Annotated in this window: 16 protein-coding genes and 1 pseudogene; 12 read left to right on the forward strand and 5 right to left on the reverse strand. The window is 37.1% G+C overall.

Annotated elements, in window-relative coordinates; translation table 11 throughout:
- The first annotated feature begins 62 nt into the window (after positions 1-62).
- From BKO01S_RS02740 to fdhF, 3 genes and pseudogenes are all read left to right on the forward strand, one after another.
- Positions 63-2225 carry a PAS domain S-box protein gene (locus BKO01S_RS02740; RefSeq protein WP_066048251.1) on the forward strand — a complete coding sequence of 721 codons (2163 nt, stop codon included), beginning with the start codon at positions 63-65 and terminating at the stop codon, positions 2223-2225.
- A 142-nt stretch (positions 2226-2367) separates the two neighbouring features.
- A pseudogene (locus BKO01S_RS25125) lies at positions 2368-2523 on the forward strand (hypothetical protein); the annotation flags it as partial.
- A complete protein-coding gene (fdhF, locus tag BKO01S_RS25130) occupies positions 2500-4422 on the forward strand; it encodes a formate dehydrogenase subunit alpha (RefSeq protein WP_369690982.1) in 1923 nt (640 codons plus the stop codon). The pseudogene BKO01S_RS25125 and the gene fdhF, both read left to right, overlap by 24 nt.
- Positions 4423-4471: 49 nt before the next feature.
- Here fdhF and BKO01S_RS02755 read toward each other — a convergent pair whose 3' ends face one another.
- Positions 4472-5194: a hypothetical protein gene (locus BKO01S_RS02755; RefSeq protein ID WP_066048261.1), complete on the reverse strand. Its 723-nt coding sequence runs from the start codon at positions 5192-5194 to the stop codon at positions 4472-4474.
- A 132-nt stretch (positions 5195-5326) separates the two neighbouring features.
- Between BKO01S_RS02755 and BKO01S_RS02760 the strand changes: the two genes are divergently transcribed.
- The 8 genes from BKO01S_RS02760 (at position 5327) to BKO01S_RS02795 (ending at position 14786) form a co-directional block, all read left to right on the forward strand.
- Positions 5327-5755: a hypothetical protein gene (locus BKO01S_RS02760; RefSeq protein ID WP_066048264.1), complete on the forward strand. Its 429-nt coding sequence runs from the start codon at positions 5327-5329 to the stop codon at positions 5753-5755.
- Positions 5756-5863: 108 nt separating this feature from the next.
- Positions 5864-6895 carry a low-specificity L-threonine aldolase gene (ltaE, locus tag BKO01S_RS02765; RefSeq protein ID WP_066048265.1) on the forward strand — a complete coding sequence of 344 codons (1032 nt, stop codon included), beginning with the start codon at positions 5864-5866 and terminating at the stop codon, positions 6893-6895.
- A 152-nt stretch (positions 6896-7047) separates the two neighbouring features.
- On the forward strand, positions 7048-8097 hold the full coding sequence (locus BKO01S_RS25135) for a CAP domain-containing protein (RefSeq protein WP_066048267.1): 1050 nt from the start codon (positions 7048-7050) through the stop codon (positions 8095-8097).
- Between the two features lie 151 nt (positions 8098-8248).
- Positions 8249-9889, forward strand: coding sequence for a DUF6044 family protein (locus BKO01S_RS02775; protein WP_066049520.1), 1641 nt, complete (start codon positions 8249-8251; stop codon positions 9887-9889).
- A gap of 21 nt (positions 9890-9910) precedes the next feature.
- Positions 9911-10954, forward strand: a complete 1044-nt coding sequence (locus BKO01S_RS02780; RefSeq protein ID WP_066048270.1) for a glycosyltransferase family 2 protein — start codon at positions 9911-9913, stop codon at positions 10952-10954.
- Between the two features lie 98 nt (positions 10955-11052).
- Positions 11053-13242 carry a DEAD/DEAH box helicase gene (locus BKO01S_RS02785; RefSeq protein ID WP_066048273.1) on the forward strand — a complete coding sequence of 730 codons (2190 nt, stop codon included), beginning with the start codon at positions 11053-11055 and terminating at the stop codon, positions 13240-13242.
- 252 nt (positions 13243-13494) lie between these two features.
- Positions 13495-14466 carry a ring-cleaving dioxygenase gene (locus BKO01S_RS02790; RefSeq protein ID WP_066048276.1) on the forward strand — a complete coding sequence of 324 codons (972 nt, stop codon included), beginning with the start codon at positions 13495-13497 and terminating at the stop codon, positions 14464-14466.
- A gap of 125 nt (positions 14467-14591) precedes the next feature.
- Entirely contained in the window at positions 14592-14786 is a 195-nt protein-coding gene (locus tag BKO01S_RS02795; protein WP_066049525.1) for a hypothetical protein, read from the forward strand.
- Between the two features lie 37 nt (positions 14787-14823).
- On the opposite strand, the gene BKO01S_RS02800 is transcribed toward BKO01S_RS02795, so the two are convergent.
- From BKO01S_RS02800 to BKO01S_RS02815, 4 genes are all read right to left on the reverse strand, one after another.
- On the reverse strand, positions 14824-15822 hold the full coding sequence (locus tag BKO01S_RS02800; protein ID WP_066048279.1) for an inorganic phosphate transporter: 999 nt from the start codon (positions 15820-15822) through the stop codon (positions 14824-14826).
- Positions 15823-15836: 14 nt separating this feature from the next.
- Positions 15837-16454 carry a DUF47 domain-containing protein gene (locus BKO01S_RS02805; protein ID WP_066048282.1) on the reverse strand — a complete coding sequence of 206 codons (618 nt, stop codon included), beginning with the start codon at positions 16452-16454 and terminating at the stop codon, positions 15837-15839.
- Positions 16455-16680: 226 nt separating this feature from the next.
- On the reverse strand, positions 16681-17211 hold the full coding sequence (locus BKO01S_RS02810) for a MerR family transcriptional regulator (RefSeq protein ID WP_066048284.1): 531 nt from the start codon (positions 17209-17211) through the stop codon (positions 16681-16683).
- Between the two features lie 140 nt (positions 17212-17351).
- Positions 17352-17609, reverse strand: coding sequence for a DUF2533 family protein (locus BKO01S_RS02815; RefSeq protein WP_066049528.1), 258 nt, complete (start codon positions 17607-17609; stop codon positions 17352-17354).
- Positions 17610-17843: 234 nt separating this feature from the next.
- Between BKO01S_RS02815 and BKO01S_RS02820 the strand changes: the two genes are divergently transcribed.
- Positions 17844-20399 (forward strand): helicase-related protein, encoded by a 2556-nt coding sequence (locus BKO01S_RS02820; RefSeq protein ID WP_066048286.1) that lies wholly within the window; start codon positions 17844-17846, stop codon positions 20397-20399.

A 20399-nucleotide genomic window follows, 5' to 3' on the forward strand; every position in this document is an offset into this window, starting at 1 on the left:
CAGCATTTATCAATTAAAATCAAGGAAGAAATAATCTGTTTTAAAAAGGAGGCTCACTAAATATGCAAGAACTTATTGGGTCGTATAATCCAATCTTAGTAATCTCTGCATTTATTTTAACGATTATGGCTTCCTATACTTCAATGAATCTTGTTGCTATGCTTCATACCACTGAAAGAAATAAGGGTTATTTATTGGTTGGTGGCACTTTATCAATGGGAATCGGTATTTGGTTAATGAATTTTATTGGAATGCTAGCCATAGATGTGGCTGCTGCCTATCACTATCATATTCCTCTTACTTTCTTATCATTAATTGTAGGAATATGCTTTGTAGGAGTTGCCTTTTATATAGTTACAAATTATAAGCATCAAAAGTTCAGCCTTTTATTTGGCAGTATACTAATGACTAGTGCTGTTTTGTCCGTTCATATGGTTGGAATGCTAGGATTAGAAATGGTTTTTACGTATGATCCAGTAATTCTGGTCGTGGCTATTGTTCTTATGAGTATTTCTTTTTGGTTTGTGTTTTGGATGCTGTTTTTTGCCAAAAACTTTTCACTTAGTTATCGTATATGGATGAAACCTTTAGCTGCTTTAGTATTAACGTTATCCATAGTTGAAGGACATGTTTTACTTGTAAAAGCGGCGACAATTATAAATTTTGATGGTTTGAACCATTTAGGTAATAGATATGCTGAAACCTTTTTTATTTATATTGTTCTTTTCTTATCCGTTGTCATTTTAATGGGCTTAATATCATCTTCAGCTTTTATTAGTAAAAGGCTAGCTATTTCTGATACAAATCTTAAAGATATTACTGCTGCACTAGACGAATCTTCTATCGTTGCGATTACAGATCCAAAAGGGGAAATTACCTTTGTAAACGATAAATTCATTGAAATCTCTAAGTATACTAGGGAAGAATTAATTGGAATGGACCATCGAATCCTAAATTCAGGCTTTCATCCTCAAAGCTATTTCCAGCAACTTTGGAAAGAAATTAGCTCAGGAAGAGTTTGGAAAGGAGAAATTCGTAATAAAGCGAAGGATGGAAGTTTGTATTGGGTCGATACAACCATAGTGCCGTTTCTGGGCAAAAACTGTAAGCCTTATCAATATGTAGCCATACGCCATGATATAACAAAGAGGAAGTTAGCAGAAGAACAGCTAAAAGACTCTTTAAAAGAAGTTAGTGACATTAATTTTGCATTAGACCAATCTTCTATTGTTGCTTTTACAGACGAAAAAGGAACCATTACGAAAGTGAACGATAAGTTCTGCGAGATCTCAAAGTACTCACGTGAGGAGCTTATCGGTAAAGATCATCAAATATTAAATTCGGGATTCCACTCGAAGGCTTTCTTTAAGGAACTTTGGAGAACCATTGGGAATGGTCATGTTTGGAAAGGTGAACTTAGAAACAAAGCAAAGGACGGAACCTATTATTGGGTTGATACGACCATCGTTCCATTTATGAATGATAAAGGAAAACCGTACCAATATCTTGCTATAAGAAATGATATTACTGAAAGAAAGAAAACAGAGGAAACACTTCACCGCCAGGATAAACTCGCTGCTGTCGGTCAATTAGCTGCTGGTGTAGCACATGAGATAAGAAACCCTTTAACATCTATGAAGGGATATGGAGAATTCCTTTTAGAGGATGAAACTGATCCACAAAGAAGAGAGTTTATTGAGATTATTCTTGATGAGATTAGCCGAGTGAACACGATTGTTGAGGATTTCATGGTGCTTGCAAAACCTAAAGCAGTAGCACTGGAAGAAAAAAATATAGTGACAATCATAAAGAATGTATTCTCATTATTGGAATTTGAAGCTCGAAAAAAGCAAGTGAAAATGAGTTTTGAAGCAAATGAGGAAATTATTCAAATCGAGTGTGATGAAGACAGACTAAAACAGGTGTTTCTTAACTTTGTGAAGAATGGTATCGAGGCAATGCCTAATGGTGGGGAATTAACCGTTAAAGTGAGTGTCGAGGACAACCAAGTACAAATCTCAATCCAAGATACGGGTGTCGGGATACCAGAGGATAAGCTTAAAAAAATTGGTGAACCATTCTATACGACCAAAAAGGAAGGGAATGGTCTAGGGTTAATGGTTAGCTTTAAAATCATAGAAAGCCACCAAGGAAAAGTATATATTGAAAGTGAAATAAACAAAGGAACGACCTTTAATATCATTTTACCTGCAAAAACTGCTTAATAAAACTCAGGCCCTAGTCATTTGACTGGGGTTTTTGTCGTATTTGTGTCATTTGAGGAATATATTCCTGTATTTCACTGTTAGGTGATTTAATAGAATATTAATAAACATTAAAATATGAATAAGAGGAGGAGTAACAAGAATGGTCAACCAAATTAAAACAATCTGCGGGTACTGTGGAACGGGCTGTGGTCTCATAGTTGAAGTCGAAAATAACATCATTAACAAAATCCGTGGTGATAAAGAGGCACCAGTAAATAAAGGACAGACCTGTGTGAAGGGGGCTTTTGCCTTTGAATATGTTCATTCGAAGAATCGACTAACAACACCCTTGATTAGAAAACAAGGTGTGCTTGTTGAATCTTCATGGGAAGAGGCATTGACCTTGATCGGAGAGAATTTGCAGAAAATAAAGGAAAAATGGATGCCCAATGCAATTTCTATGTTTGCCTGTGCACGTTCAACAAACGAATCTAATTATATTACTCAAAAGTTCATGAGAGCTGTGATAGGTTCAAATAATATTGATGGATGTAATCGAACGTGACACGCTCCTAGTGTTGCCGGTCTGGCAACTATTTTTGGAAGTGGTGCACCAACAAATACTCTTGATGATATTGATAAAGCAGAAGTGTTACTTTTAATGGGGTCAAATACAACGGAAGCACATCCCATTATCGCGAACCGCATGAAAAAAGCGGCGAAGCAAGGGTTAAAGATTATTGTTATTGACCCAAGAAAAACGGATATGGCAAAAATCTCTCATAGACACTTACCAATTGAAGTTGGATCTGATATTGCTCTGATTAACAGTATAATTCATGTCATTCTTCGTGAAAAATTATATGACCAAAAATGGGTCGCACACCATACAGATAATGTCAGGGAACTTGCAATACAAGTGGAAGCGTTTACTCCGGAATACGCTGAAGCCATTACAGGTATTAGTGCTGAGGATATAGTCGCCACCGCACGAGAATATGCAACAGCTAGCAGAGGGATGATTGCCTATACACTTGGCATTACTGAGCACCATTGTGGGGTAAATAATGTACTAGACATTGCTAATTTAGCGCTCTTATCAGGTCATATTGGTAAGGAAGGTACCGGAATTATGCCACTTAGAGGCCAGAATAATGTGCAAGGTGCAGGGGATATGGGTTGTTTACCTAATATGTTAACTGGGGCCGTATCCATTTCCAATGATCATTATCGTAACCGTTTTGAAAATTATTGGGGTGTGGAAATACCATCCAATATTGGAGACACCCAGACAAGAACCTTTGAAAAAATGGAAAACGGTGAAATTAAGGCATTGTTTGTGATTGGTGAAAATCCTTTAGTGGCTGATGTTCATTTAAATCATACAAGAAAGTTATTTGATAAATTAGAACTTCTTGTTGTTCAGGACATATTTTTAACTGAAACCGCCAAAGTGGCAGATGTTGTTCTTCCTGCGAAATCTTGGGGAGAGGTAGAAGGAACCTATATTAATACGGATAGAAGAGTGCAAAGGGTACGAAAAGCGGTTGATGCTCATCCATCTACTAAAGAAGATTGGGAGATCCTATGTGACCTTTCTAATATAATGGGTTACGAAATGAAATACAGTAATAGTAAGGAAATCTGGGATGAAATAAGGTTATTAGCATGGGAGCAATATGGAGGAATTAGTTATGAGAGACTCGAAGCATGTTACTCCATCCATTATCCGTGTCCTTCTGAAGATCATCCAGGTACCAAAGTTCTTCATGAGCATTTTCACCAGGATGCAAATAGCAATTCTGAGAAAAGAAAGTTTGTCCCTGTTACGTATACACCACCCATTGAACAACCGGATAAGGATTTTCCTTTTATATTAACAACCGGAAGAAGGTACGAGTCATACAATACTCACACCCAAACAAGATATTATGCTAGTGGGATTAAAATAAAACAAAAAGAAGAAACGGTCGATATCCACCCGAATGATGCAGATCGTTTAAATATCGAGGATGGGGAAATGGTTGAGGTGTCTTCACGAAGAGGGAATTTACAAGTAAAAGCAAAGATAACGGAGCAAGTTGCTCCTGGGCTTGTATTTATGAGTTTCCATTGGATTGAAGTACCTACTAATGTTTTAACCATTAATGAATATGATCCTATATCTGGTACAGCCGAGTTTAAGGCATGTGCTGTGGCCATTAAAAGGCTATAGAATACAAATAAGAATAGCCATCAGGAATCTTTGGCTATTCTTATCCTGTTTATTTTTGCTCGTTTTTTTCTTTCTGAACAAAAAAACGATGGACGGGTTTAGTCACTTTGTTAAAGTTCGACTCGAGTTTTTCTGCCAAATGAGATGCTCTCTCATAAACCGCTGTTTTTAAATGATCAAGTTGCCTTTGGATTTTATCCGATATTGCTTCTTGATGGTCAAGCCTCTCCATTACTGTTTGATGAAATACTTCTTGCAATCCTAGTTTTTCTGTAATCTCTTCATACATATTTTCTTGAACATGTAGTTGCTTCGTCAACTCGACGGTTTGATGTTCGTGCATAGACAGTGTTGAGCTGAGCTCGAGTAAACGCTGATCTTGCAATGACAGTTGATCGACCATTGCTTCATGCATGAGACCTTCTTTGGTAATCTCGTTAAGGACAAGTTCATTTTCCTTTTCTAACTTATCAAGTCTCTCAAGAATTTTTTGATTGGTTTTCCCCTGATCGATCATAATTGAGGCAATTTCGCGCAAAGTATGTTCTGCCCGGCCAACTTCTTGTAGTAACTCATTAAATTTTATATGTTGTGAGGTTGTTGTTTCACTAAGTGTACTATGAAATGATTCGATCGACTCAGATAGGGTAGAATTAGTAATCTTTTGATGTTGTAGTACTTCTTGAAAATAAGAATAGCGGAAAATCGTCTGATTGGAGCTTGGTTCTCCTTGATTAGAAAGTATTAACGGATTTTGATTATTTAGCGTCATCAAATCTCTCCTTTATGGAATATAAAGTAAATAGGTGGAACCCTTCCTTTATGGTATGATAAGAGCGATTATTTGTTTATGGGCGTCCTGTAAAACGGGTTGAAATGTCTTTTAAAAAGAGGGGGCATTTTTGTGGAGTTATTTTCTTTAGATCCTTCTGTTGAAACAAAAGATATACAGTTGAGGGTGAATTCGGAGTTATTAATGTATTGGATTCATTTTTCATCCTTTCAATTACATTGGCGTGGTTATGAAGTGGAAGAAAACCAATATATTGATGATGTTGAAAGGGATCATCTGTACCATGAGCTGCAGTTCTTTGATTTTCTATATCACAAGTTTCTAATGTATGTTCCAGAAACACACGAGGTAGAAGAAAATAAGCAATTAACTTATATTTCGCTTCCTTTATCGGTGGTTGAGACAATTTTTTATGAATTAGATGATTTTATACAGTATTGCCAGGTATATGAAGAGAAAGATTTATTAACAATTAGCAAAAATTATAAGACCACCTTCTCCACTTTATTTCAAAATGATAACTCGAACATATATCACTAAATACTGCTTAAATTACTGGAACTTTTTGAGCTCCGGTTTTTTTTATACCAAAAATGTGGGACTCGTTTTATAATTTAGAAATACGAAATAAAAGGAAGTGTGAACATAGTGATTGATTTACGAAGTGACACGGTAACGAAACCGACAAAGGAAATGAGAGAGGCCGCTTTTTTTACTGAGGTTGGTGACGATGTATATGGAGAAGATCCTGCAGTTAACAAATTAGAAGAGGAAGCAGCTGCCATTCTTGGGAAGGAAGCCGCTCTATTTGTAACGAGTGGGACACAAGGTAACCAAATTGCAGTCTTAACCCATTGCAGACCGGGGCAGGAGCTTTTACTAGAAGCAGAATCACATATTTTTTATTATGAATCAGGAGCTGTGTCGGCTTTAGCCGGCGTACAAACAAGGACCATTCATGGCTCAAAGGGTGCAATGGATCCCCAGTTGGTTCGTTCGGCCATACGAGAAAATGATATACATTTTCCTGATACAGGATTAATTTGCTTAGAAAATACCCACAATCGAGCGGGTGGAGCTGTTATTCCAATCGAAAACATGAGGCAGATCTATGACATAGGAATTGAAAATCATATTCCTGTTCATGTCGACGGGGCTAGATTATTTAATGCAGCTGCGGCTTTAGGAGTACCCGTCACAGATTTTACTCAGTACTGTGATACTGTACAAGTATGCTTATCAAAAGGGCTAGGAGCACCTGTTGGTTCAATCTTGGCAGGAGATAAAGAGTTTATTCTGAAAGCAAGAAAGTGGAGAAAACGATTAGGTGGGGGATTACGTCAAGCTGGAATGATTGCTGCACCAGCGTATGTAGCTTTAACAACCATGAGAGAAAGACTTGTTGAAGATCATAACCTAGCTAAGAGCTTATCTGATGGCCTTATGGATATTAATGGACTTCGAGTGGTTAATCAAGTAGAGACGAATATTGTTGTTGTTGATGTGGCTCATTTACAAATGACCTCTCAAGCATTTGTAAGTGAGTTAGAGAAAGAAGGAGTATTAGCAGTCTCCTTTGGCCCAACCTTTGTAAGGTTTACCACTCATCATCAGGTGAGCAAACAAGATATTGGCCGAACCATTGATATAATAGCAAGGATTTCCGCTGTACCTTTATAATAATCTTTGGATAGCCTTTCATGGGCTATCTTTTTTTATTGTCATTTTTCCTGATATCTGCCATTTTATTCTCGGTTTTTCCCATCAATGTTTTGTCTCTAAAGAGAAACAATACATATGTAACACTTATTTATATAAAGGAGGGGTTTACATTGAACAAGCGTCTGCTTTCTGTAGGTTTTTCATTAATGTTACTAACTGCTTGTAATAACAATGCAGCCGAAGATACTAATAATCGTACAACTGGTACTTCGGATGTAGGGTTTACAAGTGACCAATCAACACGATATACAACAAACAGAACACAAAGAGTGAACAATACAGATATGAATCCTCTCGTTCGTTTAGGAAGAGGAGATCACCAATATCATATGGACTCGGATTACCGCGAGGGCAGAGAGATTGGTCGCACGGATGTAGGTACTGGTCCGTCACCTACCGACGATAATCGTTATGTGAAAAAGGGTAGAGGTGAGGATCGAGGGTTCGGAGCTGCTGGCATGAACGGGTCAACAGGAAAAGGAAACTCCAAAGCGCAAGCACATAATGGAGACATTTTAAAAATTAAAAATGGCGTTATCACAATTGACCCCAATGCTTATAGTACGAGCACACCAAGTAGTAAATATCCACACAGCAAGTTCATTAAACAAGGTCAATGGAAGTTTGTTAGCCAGCCTGGGCAGCAACAGCCAACACAGCAACAACAGCCGAGAGCGACACAGCCACAGCAAGCACCAACACAAAATCAAAATCAAAATCAAAATCAACCGGCTCCTGCTGCTCCAGCCCCAGCACCAAAAACGACGCCTGCTGCTGGATCCATTAGCACCATTGAGTCGAGAGTAATTGAGTTAACAAATGCGGAACGAAGAAAAGCAGGTCTTCCTGCCCTTCAAGCAGATACTCAACTCAGTAACGTAGCTCGTGAAAAATCACGTGATATGCAAACCAAAGGATATTTTTCACATACAAGTCCAACTTACGGTTCTCCATTCGATATGATGCGTGATTTCGGAATTACGTATCAAAGCGCTGGGGAAAACATCGCAAAAGGTCAAAGAACTCCTGAGGAAGTTGTACAGGCTTGGATGAATAGTGAAGGACACCGTAAAAACATTCTAAGTGGAAACTATTCTCATATTGGTGTTGGATATGTTGAATCTGGAAACCATTGGACCCAGATGTTTATTAAAAAATAAAAATAAAATAAAGCTCCCAACTTGGGGGCTTTTTTTATGCTAAAACAAAACAAAATGGAATAATTACGGTAATAATGCAAAAGTTAGGAATGGAGCTTTTTTGAATGAGGTGGCTAGTTTGTTTAATTTTTCAACTACTTTTGAAAGAAGAATGTTCGTGTTTGCTTTATTAGCGATAACGGTATATTTGTTGCCGTTATTTGTATTAGGTGAAAATGCACATATTCGAGTTCATGATAATCTGGATTCCAATCTTGCTTGGTATAAGGTCCTTTCCCGAAGCGGCGAAATATTTGGAGGGATTGATGCTGTCATCCCACAAGTAATAAATGGCCTTCCAAGAAATGCATTTGGAACTGAATTTAGTGGTATTGTCTGGCTTCATCATTTTCTTCCGACGATGACAGCCTATGCAATTAGCCAGGCGATTACTCGCTTTTTTGCCTTTCTTGGCATGTACTTATTGCTGCGGGACTACTTTGTTCAAGATGCTTCTAATGCCGTGATACGAATAGGTGTCGCATTAGCATTTGCCTTAACTCCCTTTTGGCCGTCAGGGATGTTAAGTACACTAGGTATGCCTTTGGCTTTATGGGCTTTTTTAAATGTTCGTAGCGGAAAGAAAACATGGAAAAACGGTATCATTTTTACTTTATTACCTCTGTATTCTAGCTTTGTACTTGGTTTTTTCTTCTTTTTGGTTGCAATGGGTATTTTCTGGTTTTATGATCTATTGACGAGTAAAAAACTACAAGTTCGTTTGTTTCTTTCGATCGTGTATATGACAGTCATTTTTTTGCTTGTGGAATATCGTCTAGTTAGTTCTTTTCTCGTTGCTGGAGAACCTAATAGTCGTGATGAATACATTCATGCTACGTTACCTTTACATAGGGTTATTCGCTTGACCTTTAAGAATTTTATCCTAGGACATACCCATGTCATGACCGTTCATGGGTTAATCATCCTTCCGATTCTCTTGATTGCCCTTTTCTTAGTTCTAAAAAATAAGAGTTGGAAAGTGGACAAAGTATATATCTGCTTATTGTTAGTAAACTTTTTCTTATCGCTTTGGTACGCCTTTTGGTTTTTTGAAGGTTGGGTGCCAATCGTTGAAAGATTTCACTTTTTGAATACGTTTAACTTCGCGCGTTTTCACTTTCTTAGGCCGCTTATTATCTATATCAACTTTGCACAGGCTTTGTTTATTATTAAGAGGTGTATTCAAAGAAACGGATATATACGGTACATCCTTCTTGCACAAATTCTGCTGTTATTTGCATTTAATGAAGAAATTATTAACCACCGTAAACCAACCGTAAAGGAATTTTACGCAACTGAACAATTTACTGCTATAAAAACGTTTATTGGTAGACCAGTAAGTGATTACCGAATTGTAAGTATAGGAATTCACCCAGCGATTTCGCAATATAACGGCTTTTATACGCTAGATACGTATAATAACTTTTACCCTTTGACTTATAAGCATCAATTTCGAACGATTATAGAGAAGGAATTAAAGAAGAACAAAAAGATCAAAAGGTATTTCGATGAATGGGGTGGCAGGTGCTACATATTTACAGCTCAAATCGGAAAGCATTATATGATCAAAAAGAACTCCTCCAAAACGCTAAAAAAATTAGAACTACAGCCTTCTAAATTAAAAGAGCTAGGTGGAGAATATGTATTTTCAGCCTTGCCTATCAAAAATGCTTCTGAAAATAAATTGCAGCTTGAAAAAATATTTCAATCGGAAAGCTCTGCTTGGACCATTTACCTATACAAACTATATTAACTATCTAGGAGGATCACTACTTTGAATCCAACAAACTTAACGATTGTTGTACCTTGTTACAATGAGGAAGATATATTACTAAAAACATTTTGTGAATTATCCAGTTTAGTGACTAGCATGGTAGATGAGGGGCTAATTTCTCCTAAAAGTAAGATTTTGTTTGTAGATGATGGTAGCAAAGATCAAACTTGGAATTTAATTTATAAAGAAACGTTAAAAAACGGTGTGATTAAGGGTGTAAAGCTGTCTAGAAATGTGGGGCATCAAAATGCCTTACTAGCAGGAATTCACATCGCAACAGAAACTTCGGATGCAATTATTACGATTGATGCTGATTTACAGGACGATATTCACGTGATGAGGGAGTTTATCGAGAAATATCATATGGGCTATGAAGTTATTTACGGTGTTAGAGAAAAGCGTGATTCGGATACATTCTTTAAAAGATTTACTGCAGAAACTTTTTATAAGGTAATGAACAAAATGGGGGTTGACCTTGTATATAATCACGCGGACTATCGTTTATTGAGTAAGCGAGCAGCTGAGTATTTACAAGGGTTTGAAGAGGTAAACATGTTTTTAAGAGGAATTATTCCTCTACTTGGGTTTCAATCTACCAAGGTATTCTATGAAAGAAAAGAACGAACAGCTGGTGAAAGTAAATACCCTTTGCGCAAAATGCTATCGTTTGCGTTTAATGGAATTACGTCATTCTCAGTTACACCAATACGTCTGGTACTAGTGGGAGGTTTATTATCATTTTTTATTAGTCTCTTCTTTGCACTATATTTTCTGTGTTTAAAGTATTTTGGAAATACCGAGCTTGGTTGGACGTCCCTTATTACTTCTATTTGGTTGATAGGGGGCCTTCAGTTAATCGCAATCGGTTTAATAGGGGAATATATTGGAAAAATCTACAAGGAGTCCAAAAGACGGCCTAAATATATCGTTGATGTTGATATGTTTCAGTTACCTTTGGGACGAAACTTGGCTCTTGAAGATGGTCAAGAATTCTTTAAGGATGACCATTTACAAATCCAAAGGCTATCTAAATATAACAATTAAACCTATTTTTTAATCCTGATTAAAGCTATAATATAGGTCGAACAAAACTCAGTGTGATATGCCCTGAGTTTTTACTTTTAATAAAAGGGAAGACTACAATGGCAGCATACTTACAAGTTTGGCAAAAGGCCATTCAGATGGAAATAGCATACTTAAAAAAATACGGAAGCACTAAGTATCGTCTTATACATGGCTATGCAATTAATGAGAAGGAACCTTATATTTATTATTTTAATACAGCATCAACTACGACAAGTATTCCTATCGGATCCAAAGTGACACTATGGTGGGGAGAACGGAAAATAGCAGGAAGGGTTTTATCATCTGAAGGGAAAAGTATAATGGTAGAGGTTGAACAATATATGGGGGCCGTCTTAAGTGAACTTATGCTCCAATATGATCCGTGGGAGCTTCTTGATGAATTAATCAATCGCCTTCAGGAAATTCGTTCAAGCAAGAAGAAAAGGGCTCGGATTCATAAAATGATGGATCCAAGTATGTTGTCACGCCATCCTCTAGAGAAAATAAAATCAAATGTACATGAGCTTGTCCTTCGATCAAAATATAATCCGATTACTTTTGTTTGGGGTCCCCCTGGAACCGGAAAGACCTATACTTTAGCTCGTGTTGTTGCAAATAAATATTTAAAAGGGAAAAAGGTTCTTGTTCTCTCTCAAAGTAACCAAGCAGTTGACGTGTTAATGTTAGAGATACTACGTTTTGTTAGCAAACAAAATAAGCTACAGGTTGGGGAACTTCTTCGATACGGATCGCAGGTTAGTGAAGTATTACAGGATACGCCTTTAACCATAGATTACTTATTAAAAAGAAACCATCCCGAACTTTCTGAGCAAAGAGAAGAAATAAGGAATGAAAGACACTTATTAAAAAAGGATTTAACAGGGTCCTTCACAACTAGGGACTCTCAAGCACTATTAGAAGTAGAGAAAAAGCTAGGGCAGATAATAGATAAAATTCGTTCAAAAGAAATAGCGTTTGTAAAAGATGCAGAGGTAATTGGAACGACACTTGCTAAAGCCGCCACCGATCCCTCAATTTATGAGAAGGAATATGATTTGGTCATTCTCGACGAAGTGAGTATGGCCTATATACCACAAGTTGCTTTTGCGGTTTCACTTGGGAAAAAGAGCATTGTATGTGGTGATTTTAAACAGCTTCCACCAATTGCTCATTCTAAACACCCGTTAGTTAATGAATGGTTAAAAGAGGATGTGTTTCATAAATCTGGTGTTGTAAGAGGGTTGGATGAAGGGATATTGCATCCTCATTTATTTTTGCTCTCAGAACAAAGAAGGATGCATCCAGAAATCTCGGCATTTACAAATCGCTTTGTTTATATGGGGCTTGTAAAAGATTACGAAAGTATGTATAGAGTAAGAGAGCCGATTGCGAATAGAGCACCTTTCCCGAAGATGGCATCAATTTTATTAGATACGAGCCATATGGGGGAGTATTGTATGCGTTCCACTACAGGATCTCGATTTAATATTTTGCAACTCTTACTTTCATTCCAGGTTATTCATGAATTATATCAAGGGGGTTCTAGAGACATTGGGTATACAACTCCGTACCGTGCCCAAGCAGAATTAATGGGAATACTGTTACAAGATCTGTATAATCAGCAACTTGGGAATGGGGAAATCTTTGCGGCAACCGTACATAAATTTCAAGGCAGCGAAAGGGAAGTAATGGTTTTTGATACGGTTGATTCATTACCTGAGGCTAGACCGAGTATGTTATTAACTGGGAAAGAGAGTGAGCGGTTAATAAATGTGGCAGTGACAAGAACAAAGGGGAAATTCGTCCATATTGTTAATCGTACATACATAAATCAGAAGGTATACAGAGATAAAACGATTCGAAGGTTAGTGGAATTTCAAGAACAAATGAATCAAGTGGTAACACCAGGACAAATAGGCACCTGGATAAAAAATCAACACACAGATGTATCCTGGATGCATGCGAAGAAGCTTGAAAAAGTGATGAGCGATGTAATCTCAGCAAAAACGGAAATAATTGTTTCACTCCCAGAGGGAAAGCAATTATCAAATGAGTGGAACCGATTTTTACAACGGAGTAACGTTAAGTACAAACATCTGAAAAAAGAGAACCAGCCCCCATTTCCTATTGTCATGGTTGATCAGAAGATTCTCTGGATTGGGGTCCCTTATGAAGCGGTCAGTGGAACATTACCGCCATATGTATCAGTACGAGTATCTTCAGAGGCTCTTTGTACCTATTTTCTATCACAGTTGGAGAATATATAAAAAAAGAAAAGACCCCAAAAGGAGTCTTTTCTGCGTATTGCGGCGACGAGACTACACGCCACATTCGTGTATTCCAATTAAGGAGCGTCTCTCGACTTATGCAATTCAGCTCATCGCTTTATTACTATAACATGTCTTTACATTTAGTACAACGTAAATATTATTTATTTGCATTAAGAAGAAAAATAATGCACAATAAAGTAAATGCTTTTAATTTGAGATATTTTAATTAAAGATAAGGAAGTGTGAAATATGGAGCAGTTATTGCCTTTAAAAGGTCAACACCATGTATCGGCCATTACAGCCAATGCAAAGGGGAATTATGAATTTTATACAAAAACACTTGGACTACGACTTGTGAAAAAAACAGTAAACCAAGATGATACCTCTGTATATCATTTGTTTTATGCTGATGAGAGAGGAAATCCAGGCACCGATCTAACCTTTTTTGAAATACCAAATGCAGGGCAAACGAGATATGGTACCAATAGTATCTCAACCACTTCTCTACGTGTCTCATCAGATTCTGCTATCCAATATTGGAAGGAAAGATTCGCTTCCTTAGGTATTGATTTTGAAGAAACCAGGATATATGAGAGACTATCTCTAGCTTTTAAGGACTTTGAGGGACAGAGACTCATGCTTGTTTCAGATGAGAATAACCGTGGTGTTGAAGGCGGGAAGCCTTGGGAGAAAAGTCCCGTTCCTGTTGAACACGCAATTATAGGGTTAGGTCCCGTGATGTTGACGGTTGCAAAGCAGGAATCAACTGCTATGATATTAACCCGAGTATTAGGGTTTCGTGAAGTGGGAACGTATATGCTAAAAGAAAAGAAAGTTACGGTGTATGAAACGGGGTTAGGTGGTTCAGGGGCTGAATTGCATGTTATTGAGGAGGCTGACCTTCCAGTTGAAAGACCAGGAAGAGGGAGTGTTCACCACGTAGCTTTTCGTGTTGAAGATGAAGATCAATTGCGAAAGTGGGTCCAGTATTTAAAAGAGTTACGAGTTCCTAGTTCAGGGTTTGTAGAAAGATATTACTTTAAGTCTTTATATTTTCGAGAGGCTAATGGAATTTTATTTGAATTAGCTACAGACGGTCCAGGGTTTGAGGGTGATGAATCATTTGAGAATCTAGGAGAAGGGCTCGCGCTACCTCCGTACTTTGAAGCTCAACGAAGCAGCATAGAGGCAAAGCTAAAGCCTTTAGATACAAAAGAATAAATGAGTAAAAAGGATGTCAATAAAAAGACATCCTTTTTTGATAGACATTGGTATATTAATTGATATAATTGTGTTAGCAGATGCTAGCACTATGATGAAAAGGTAATAGGAGGATGGTTGCGGGAATGGGAGTAGAGAAAAGAGTTCAACTAAACGTACGTGTGACAAAAGAGACACTAGAAAAACTAGATGAAATTGTTGAGTATTATCAGGAGCATACAAAGATCGGAAGAGTTTATAAAGGTGACGTACTTACTGATATTATTGATAAGTCTTACGAGGTCATGAATAAACAAAAGAAAAATAGTAGAAAAATATAAAAAACTTCGAGTCATTGAACTCGAAGTTTTCATTTTCCTAGAAAATCATATTAAGGAAATAATAACATAAAGCTGCAATTGTTGCAGAAATTGGTAATGTAATTACCCAAGTTATGAGCATTCTTTGAGCGGTTCCCCACTTAACACCCTTTAGGCGGTGAGAAGCACCAACTCCTAAAATAGAAGACGAAATAACATGAGTGGTACTTACTGGTAGATGAATATACGTCGCACCAAAAATTATCATGGCACCAGTTAAGTCAGCTGCTACCCCATTAACAGGTCTAATTTTCATAATTTTACCGCCGACTGTCTTGATGATTTTCCACCCACCAACACTTGTGCCTAACCCCATCGCCAAAGCACAGGAAAATTGAACCCAGAAAGGAATATCGGTAGAAGTAGTGAATCCGTTGGCGATTAATGCCATCGTAATAATTCCCATCGCTTTTTGAGCATCATTGGTTCCGTGTGTATAAGCTTGTAAGGCTGCTGTGAAAATTTGAAAAATACGGAAATTTTTATTAGTCTTAGCTAAATTATTATGTTTGAAGATTACTTTAAAAATGCTATAAACAATATATCCTGCTACAAACGCAAGGATGGGAGAAAAAAGTAAAGCCTGTAAGATTTTTAGGAATCCTGTGTAATTCAGAGAAGTAAATCCTGCAGCGGCAATCGCTGCTCCCGCAATAGATCCAATAATCGCATGAGATGAGCTACTTGGAATACCATAGTACCAAGTTAGTAAGTTCCAAAAAATAGCTGCAATTAAGGCGGCTAAAATAACTAGTGAACCGTTTTGAAGAGTAAAGGGATCCACAATATCTTTTGTTATTGTTTTTGCAACACCTGTGAATGTCATTGCTCCTAAGAAATTCATGACTGCTGCAAGTATGATCGCGTGTCTAGGTTTTAATGCTTTTGTAGAAACAGCAGTCGCAATCGCATTTGCTGTATCGTGGAAGCCGTTAATGAAGTCAAACGCTAGAGCACCGATTACTATTAAAATTGTTATCACAAATAATGCATCCATATTAATAAGTCCCCTTATGCATTTTTCATGATGATGGTTTCAAGTGTGTTTGCCACACCTTGACAGCTATCAGCAATTTCTTCAAGTTCTTCATAAATTTCCTTGTATTGAATAACACGAATTGGATCTTTTTCTACTGAGAATAAATGCTTGATTGACTGACGAAGAATTCCATCACATTTTGATTCATAATCTTTAATTTTAATAGCATGTTCACGGATAGCCGGTAGCTTTTTAGTAGAGAGCAATTCAACGGACTGTTGGATTTCAATTGCACAGCTTCTGATTGCTTCCACAAACTTCACCATAAATTCGTCAGCTTGAGTAATATTGTACATTTCAAACATTGCTGAACAATGCTCTATCCCATCAATCACATCATCCATACTCATAGCTAGAAGGAGAATATCTTCACGCTCAATTGGAGTAATAAAAGCGTTATTTAACTCTCTTATTACTTCGTGTACATATGAATCTCCTTTAGTTTCGTAATCCTTTAACGTCTCGGAGAATATTTTTAAATCGCTCACATTTTTTAATTTGTAATCAGCGAAATAATCTGCACCTTCTTTTAGATTTTGTGCAATGCTGCTTAACAAAGTATTAAACTTGTCTTTCTTCTTGAAAACCATCATGTAACCTCCAATAATATATCACTTCATCCAAACGAGATTAATTTTATATGAAAACTATTAAATAGGAAAGAATAATGTCGAAAAAATAGAGGTGTTTTCACAAAAATTTCTATTTTTATAAAAAAACCTAGTTTGTGGAAAAGAATACTTGCTTTTAAGATATTTATATGTCTTACATGCTCATTTCTCTTAAAAGGGACAAAAAAAAAACACATCTTAGATGCTAAGAGCTGTGTTGGGTGGAAGAACGAAATATACTTTGTAGGATATTCTGTTTTTTCTGCCTTCTAGGTTTGATATTTATTGGTTGTTCGGATGGATCGACAAGGGTTGAAGGGGGGACTTGCGTTGCTTCTAAGACACGTATTCTTTCTTCAAGTTTTTCGAGGGTAGCTTGCATTTCCTCCATTTCTCGTCGGTGTTGGAGAATCTGATAAGCGACAACTTGGTCTGCCTTTGTCTGAACAATGGATTCTAAACACTTGATGCGGTTTAATAGAAAAGAATTCTCATCTACAATTGACGAATGAACAGTTCCTACACGTGCAAACTCTTTACCAGCCGCTATTTCATGGTATACAAGTAAAGCTTCGTTTTGCTGTTCCTTGTAAGTCATTAAAAGGTCTACGTCTTCTTGCCGATAAGTGAAATGACCCATTTCATTTCTATCAAGGTTCAGCTTTAATTGTTTTACCCAACGTTTAACGGTGCTAGAGGATACTCCTAATTGTTTTGCAACCGAACTCGTATTCATATTCTCAACTCCTTTTATAGTAATGTTCTTCCTTAAAAATTGAATTCCTATCTTAGCGACAAAACTTCTTTAAATTCGTCAAAAGAAGTGTAAATTTTTAAAAATAAAAAGCAGAAGGTCTCTCCCTTCTGCTGAGCTAATTATTTCCTATTTGCATATTCTTCGACCATTTCCTTTGTTACAAGTTTTCGAGGAGGAAGATTTTCAATTTGTTTAGAGAGTTTGTTCATCTGGGTTGTAATCGAATTAATATTATCAGTAGCGAAGGGAAGGCCTCTTTCATAAAGAGATAATGCTTCTTCTATATGCAATTCCCGTTCACGGTCTAGATTTGCGTATTGGGTTAGAATAGAATTTAGTTTTTTCGCATGATTAGTTAATGCTTTATGTACACTCACAGAATTCGCCCCTTTTGTTATTAAAAATGGTGTCTGCATAGCAGACACCAACTCCCTCCGTCCGTACATGGTTAAGTGTCCCGCAACAAGCGAATGTTCGGAGGGAGCAAAGTAATCATAGCATCTTTTTAGACGAGACGCAAAGGTGAAAAAGGATAAAAATCCATATGATTTAAAACAATATCAATTAATGGTATGGTTAATCGAAAGAGATACCTATTTGGAGGTAGAAAAATGTCATTGGAAAAAATACATGGTGAAAGTATCGTACATACAAAAATGAAAATCCATCAGGATATTGAGTCCTTCTTTGAACAACAGCAAGATATTCCTACTTTTGAGGAATATATCCGTTCGAGGGGACATTATCTTGATCAAATTTGGGTGAATGTGTGGTTAACAAGAGTATCTAACCAGGTTCCCCGCGTTGATAAAAAAGAGTTTTTACAGGAGCTTGGGATAGACACCGAGGGAATGGCTAGAAAATTGATTGACCACCTGTTTCGCACAGAGGTGAGAGATTATGAACCATTTAAAGTAACAGATTGGCTAGAGGAAACATACGGTCAAGAATATGAAAAATGGAATGATTTATATAAGCTTACGATGGAGCAGGTTCAAAAAAGGGAAGAAGCTAGTCAAAAACTAATTAAAAGGGAGTCTGTTCTAGAAGCGATAAAGGATAAGGCTTCTGAAGTATTCTCTAGTGGATATAACAGTCTTTATCTTTATATTAGATACCTAGTCGGTTTACAAATGAAAGCTGACATTCAATCAAAGCCTAGATATAAAAGGCTAGATACATATGCACTAGAAGAGAAGCTTGAAATAGAAGGTAGCTTAGAGGAAATGGGGGAACAGTCTTTTTCTTCCTTTTTGGATGAGTTAACAGGTGATATTCAGAAAACGAATTATGATGGCAGGTTTTATTATGAGTATGAAACATATGGTGACTTGTATAGTTCTTTTATTTGGAAAAATTTACTAGGTCTTGCCCCTTCAAAGGTGCTGACGAATCTTGATGATGATACAAAAAGTGATTTTACCCAGCTAACTGGGCAAGCTCTTTCCAAATCAAAGATTAAGGAACTAGTGGAAGATGAGTTAGAATCTTTATTTTCCAAAATGATATCTGAATTAGAGGAAGAATACATTGATCACTTGCTTCACGCTGTAGAAACTCCTTATGATCTAGACTTTCATAAAAAGTTATATGAAGAGCAAAAAACGGAAAGACAGAAACGTAAAGTAGAGGAGGAAGCTGAACGACGTAGAAAAATTGAAGAAGAAGAGCGGATGATGGACGATATATTTGGACGGGAATATGGAGTGATCTATGATCCAAGTGTCGAATACATCATTCATGTGGGAGAAACAAATACGGGTAAAACGTATCATGCTTTAGAAAGAATGAAAAGGGCGTCAAGTGGCTTGTACCTTGGTCCGCTTAGGCTTCTTGCGCTTGAGGTATATGATAAATTGAATGCGGATGGTATACCATGTTCTTTAAAAACGGGTGAAGAGGAGAAATTGACTCCAGGTGCAACCCACATTGCTTCAACCGTTGAAATGTTTCATGAGAAGGATCGTTATGATGTAATTGTTATTGATGAGGCGCAGATGATTACGGATAAGGATCGAGGTTTTTCATGGTTTAAGGCTATTACAAAAGCTAGAGCTCGTGAAGTACATATCATAGGTAGTAGAAATTCAAAAAATATGATACTACAGCTACTAGGAGAATCCAAAACGGAAATTCATGAGTATAAGCGTGACATTCCACTAGAAGTAGAGGGGAATGAATTTTCAATCAAACAAGTTCGAAAGGGAGATGCTTTGATTTGTTTTTCCCGTCGTAGGGTTCTAGAAACGGCATCAAGACTTCAAAACGATCGGCATTCTGTCAGTGTTATATACGGAAGCATGCCTCCTGAGACAAGAAAAAAACAAATTCAACAATTTATTGAGGGGAAATCAAAGGTGATCGTTTCGACTGACGCAATTGGGATGGGTCTAAATTTACCGATTCGTCGAATTGTGTTTCTAGAAAATGAAAAATTTGATGGAACAAGAAGGCGACTTTTGACTTCACAGGAAATCAAACAAATTGCTGGAAGGGCAGGACGAAAAGGAATTTATGATGTTGGAAAAGTGGCATTTACAAAGGATATCCGGCTAATGAGAAGAAGATTGGAACAAGAGGATGAACCTGTACACACCTTTGCCATTGCACCTACAACGGGTGTGTTAGAAAGGTTTCAAACGTATTACCGGGACTTGGGGACATTTTTTGAATTATGGGATCGTTTCAAAAATCCTAGGGGAACGGAAAAGGCAAGCTTAGCTGAAGAGCGGGAGCTATATGAAATTGTTAAAGGAACAGAAATAGAAGCACGTCTCTCCTTGCAAGATTTATATGGATTTTTACATCTTCCGTTTGCCTCAAGAGAGCAAGCATTAATTCAGCAATGGTATGAGACCATATTTGCTATTATTAATAACGAAGACCTGCCTGAACCCTTTATTAAAAAGCGAACATTGGAGGACCTCGAGTTATCGTATAAAAAGTTAGGATTGCATTTATTGTTTTTGTATCGATTAGATCGGAGAACAGAAGCAATTTATTGGGAAAGAGTAAGGAATGAGTTGAGTGACGAGGTCCATGAAAAGCTTCAAACAGATGTTGGTTCATTTGCGAAAAGATGTCGTGTGTGTGGACGCCATTTACCATGGAATTACGATTTTCCTATTTGTGATCACTGTCATGCAGCACGCCATAAAAGATCGTAG

This window comes from Robertmurraya korlensis NBRC 107688 (assembly GCF_001591645.1).
In the GTDB taxonomy this organism is placed as follows: domain Bacteria; phylum Bacillota; class Bacilli; order Bacillales; family Cytobacillaceae; genus Robertmurraya_A.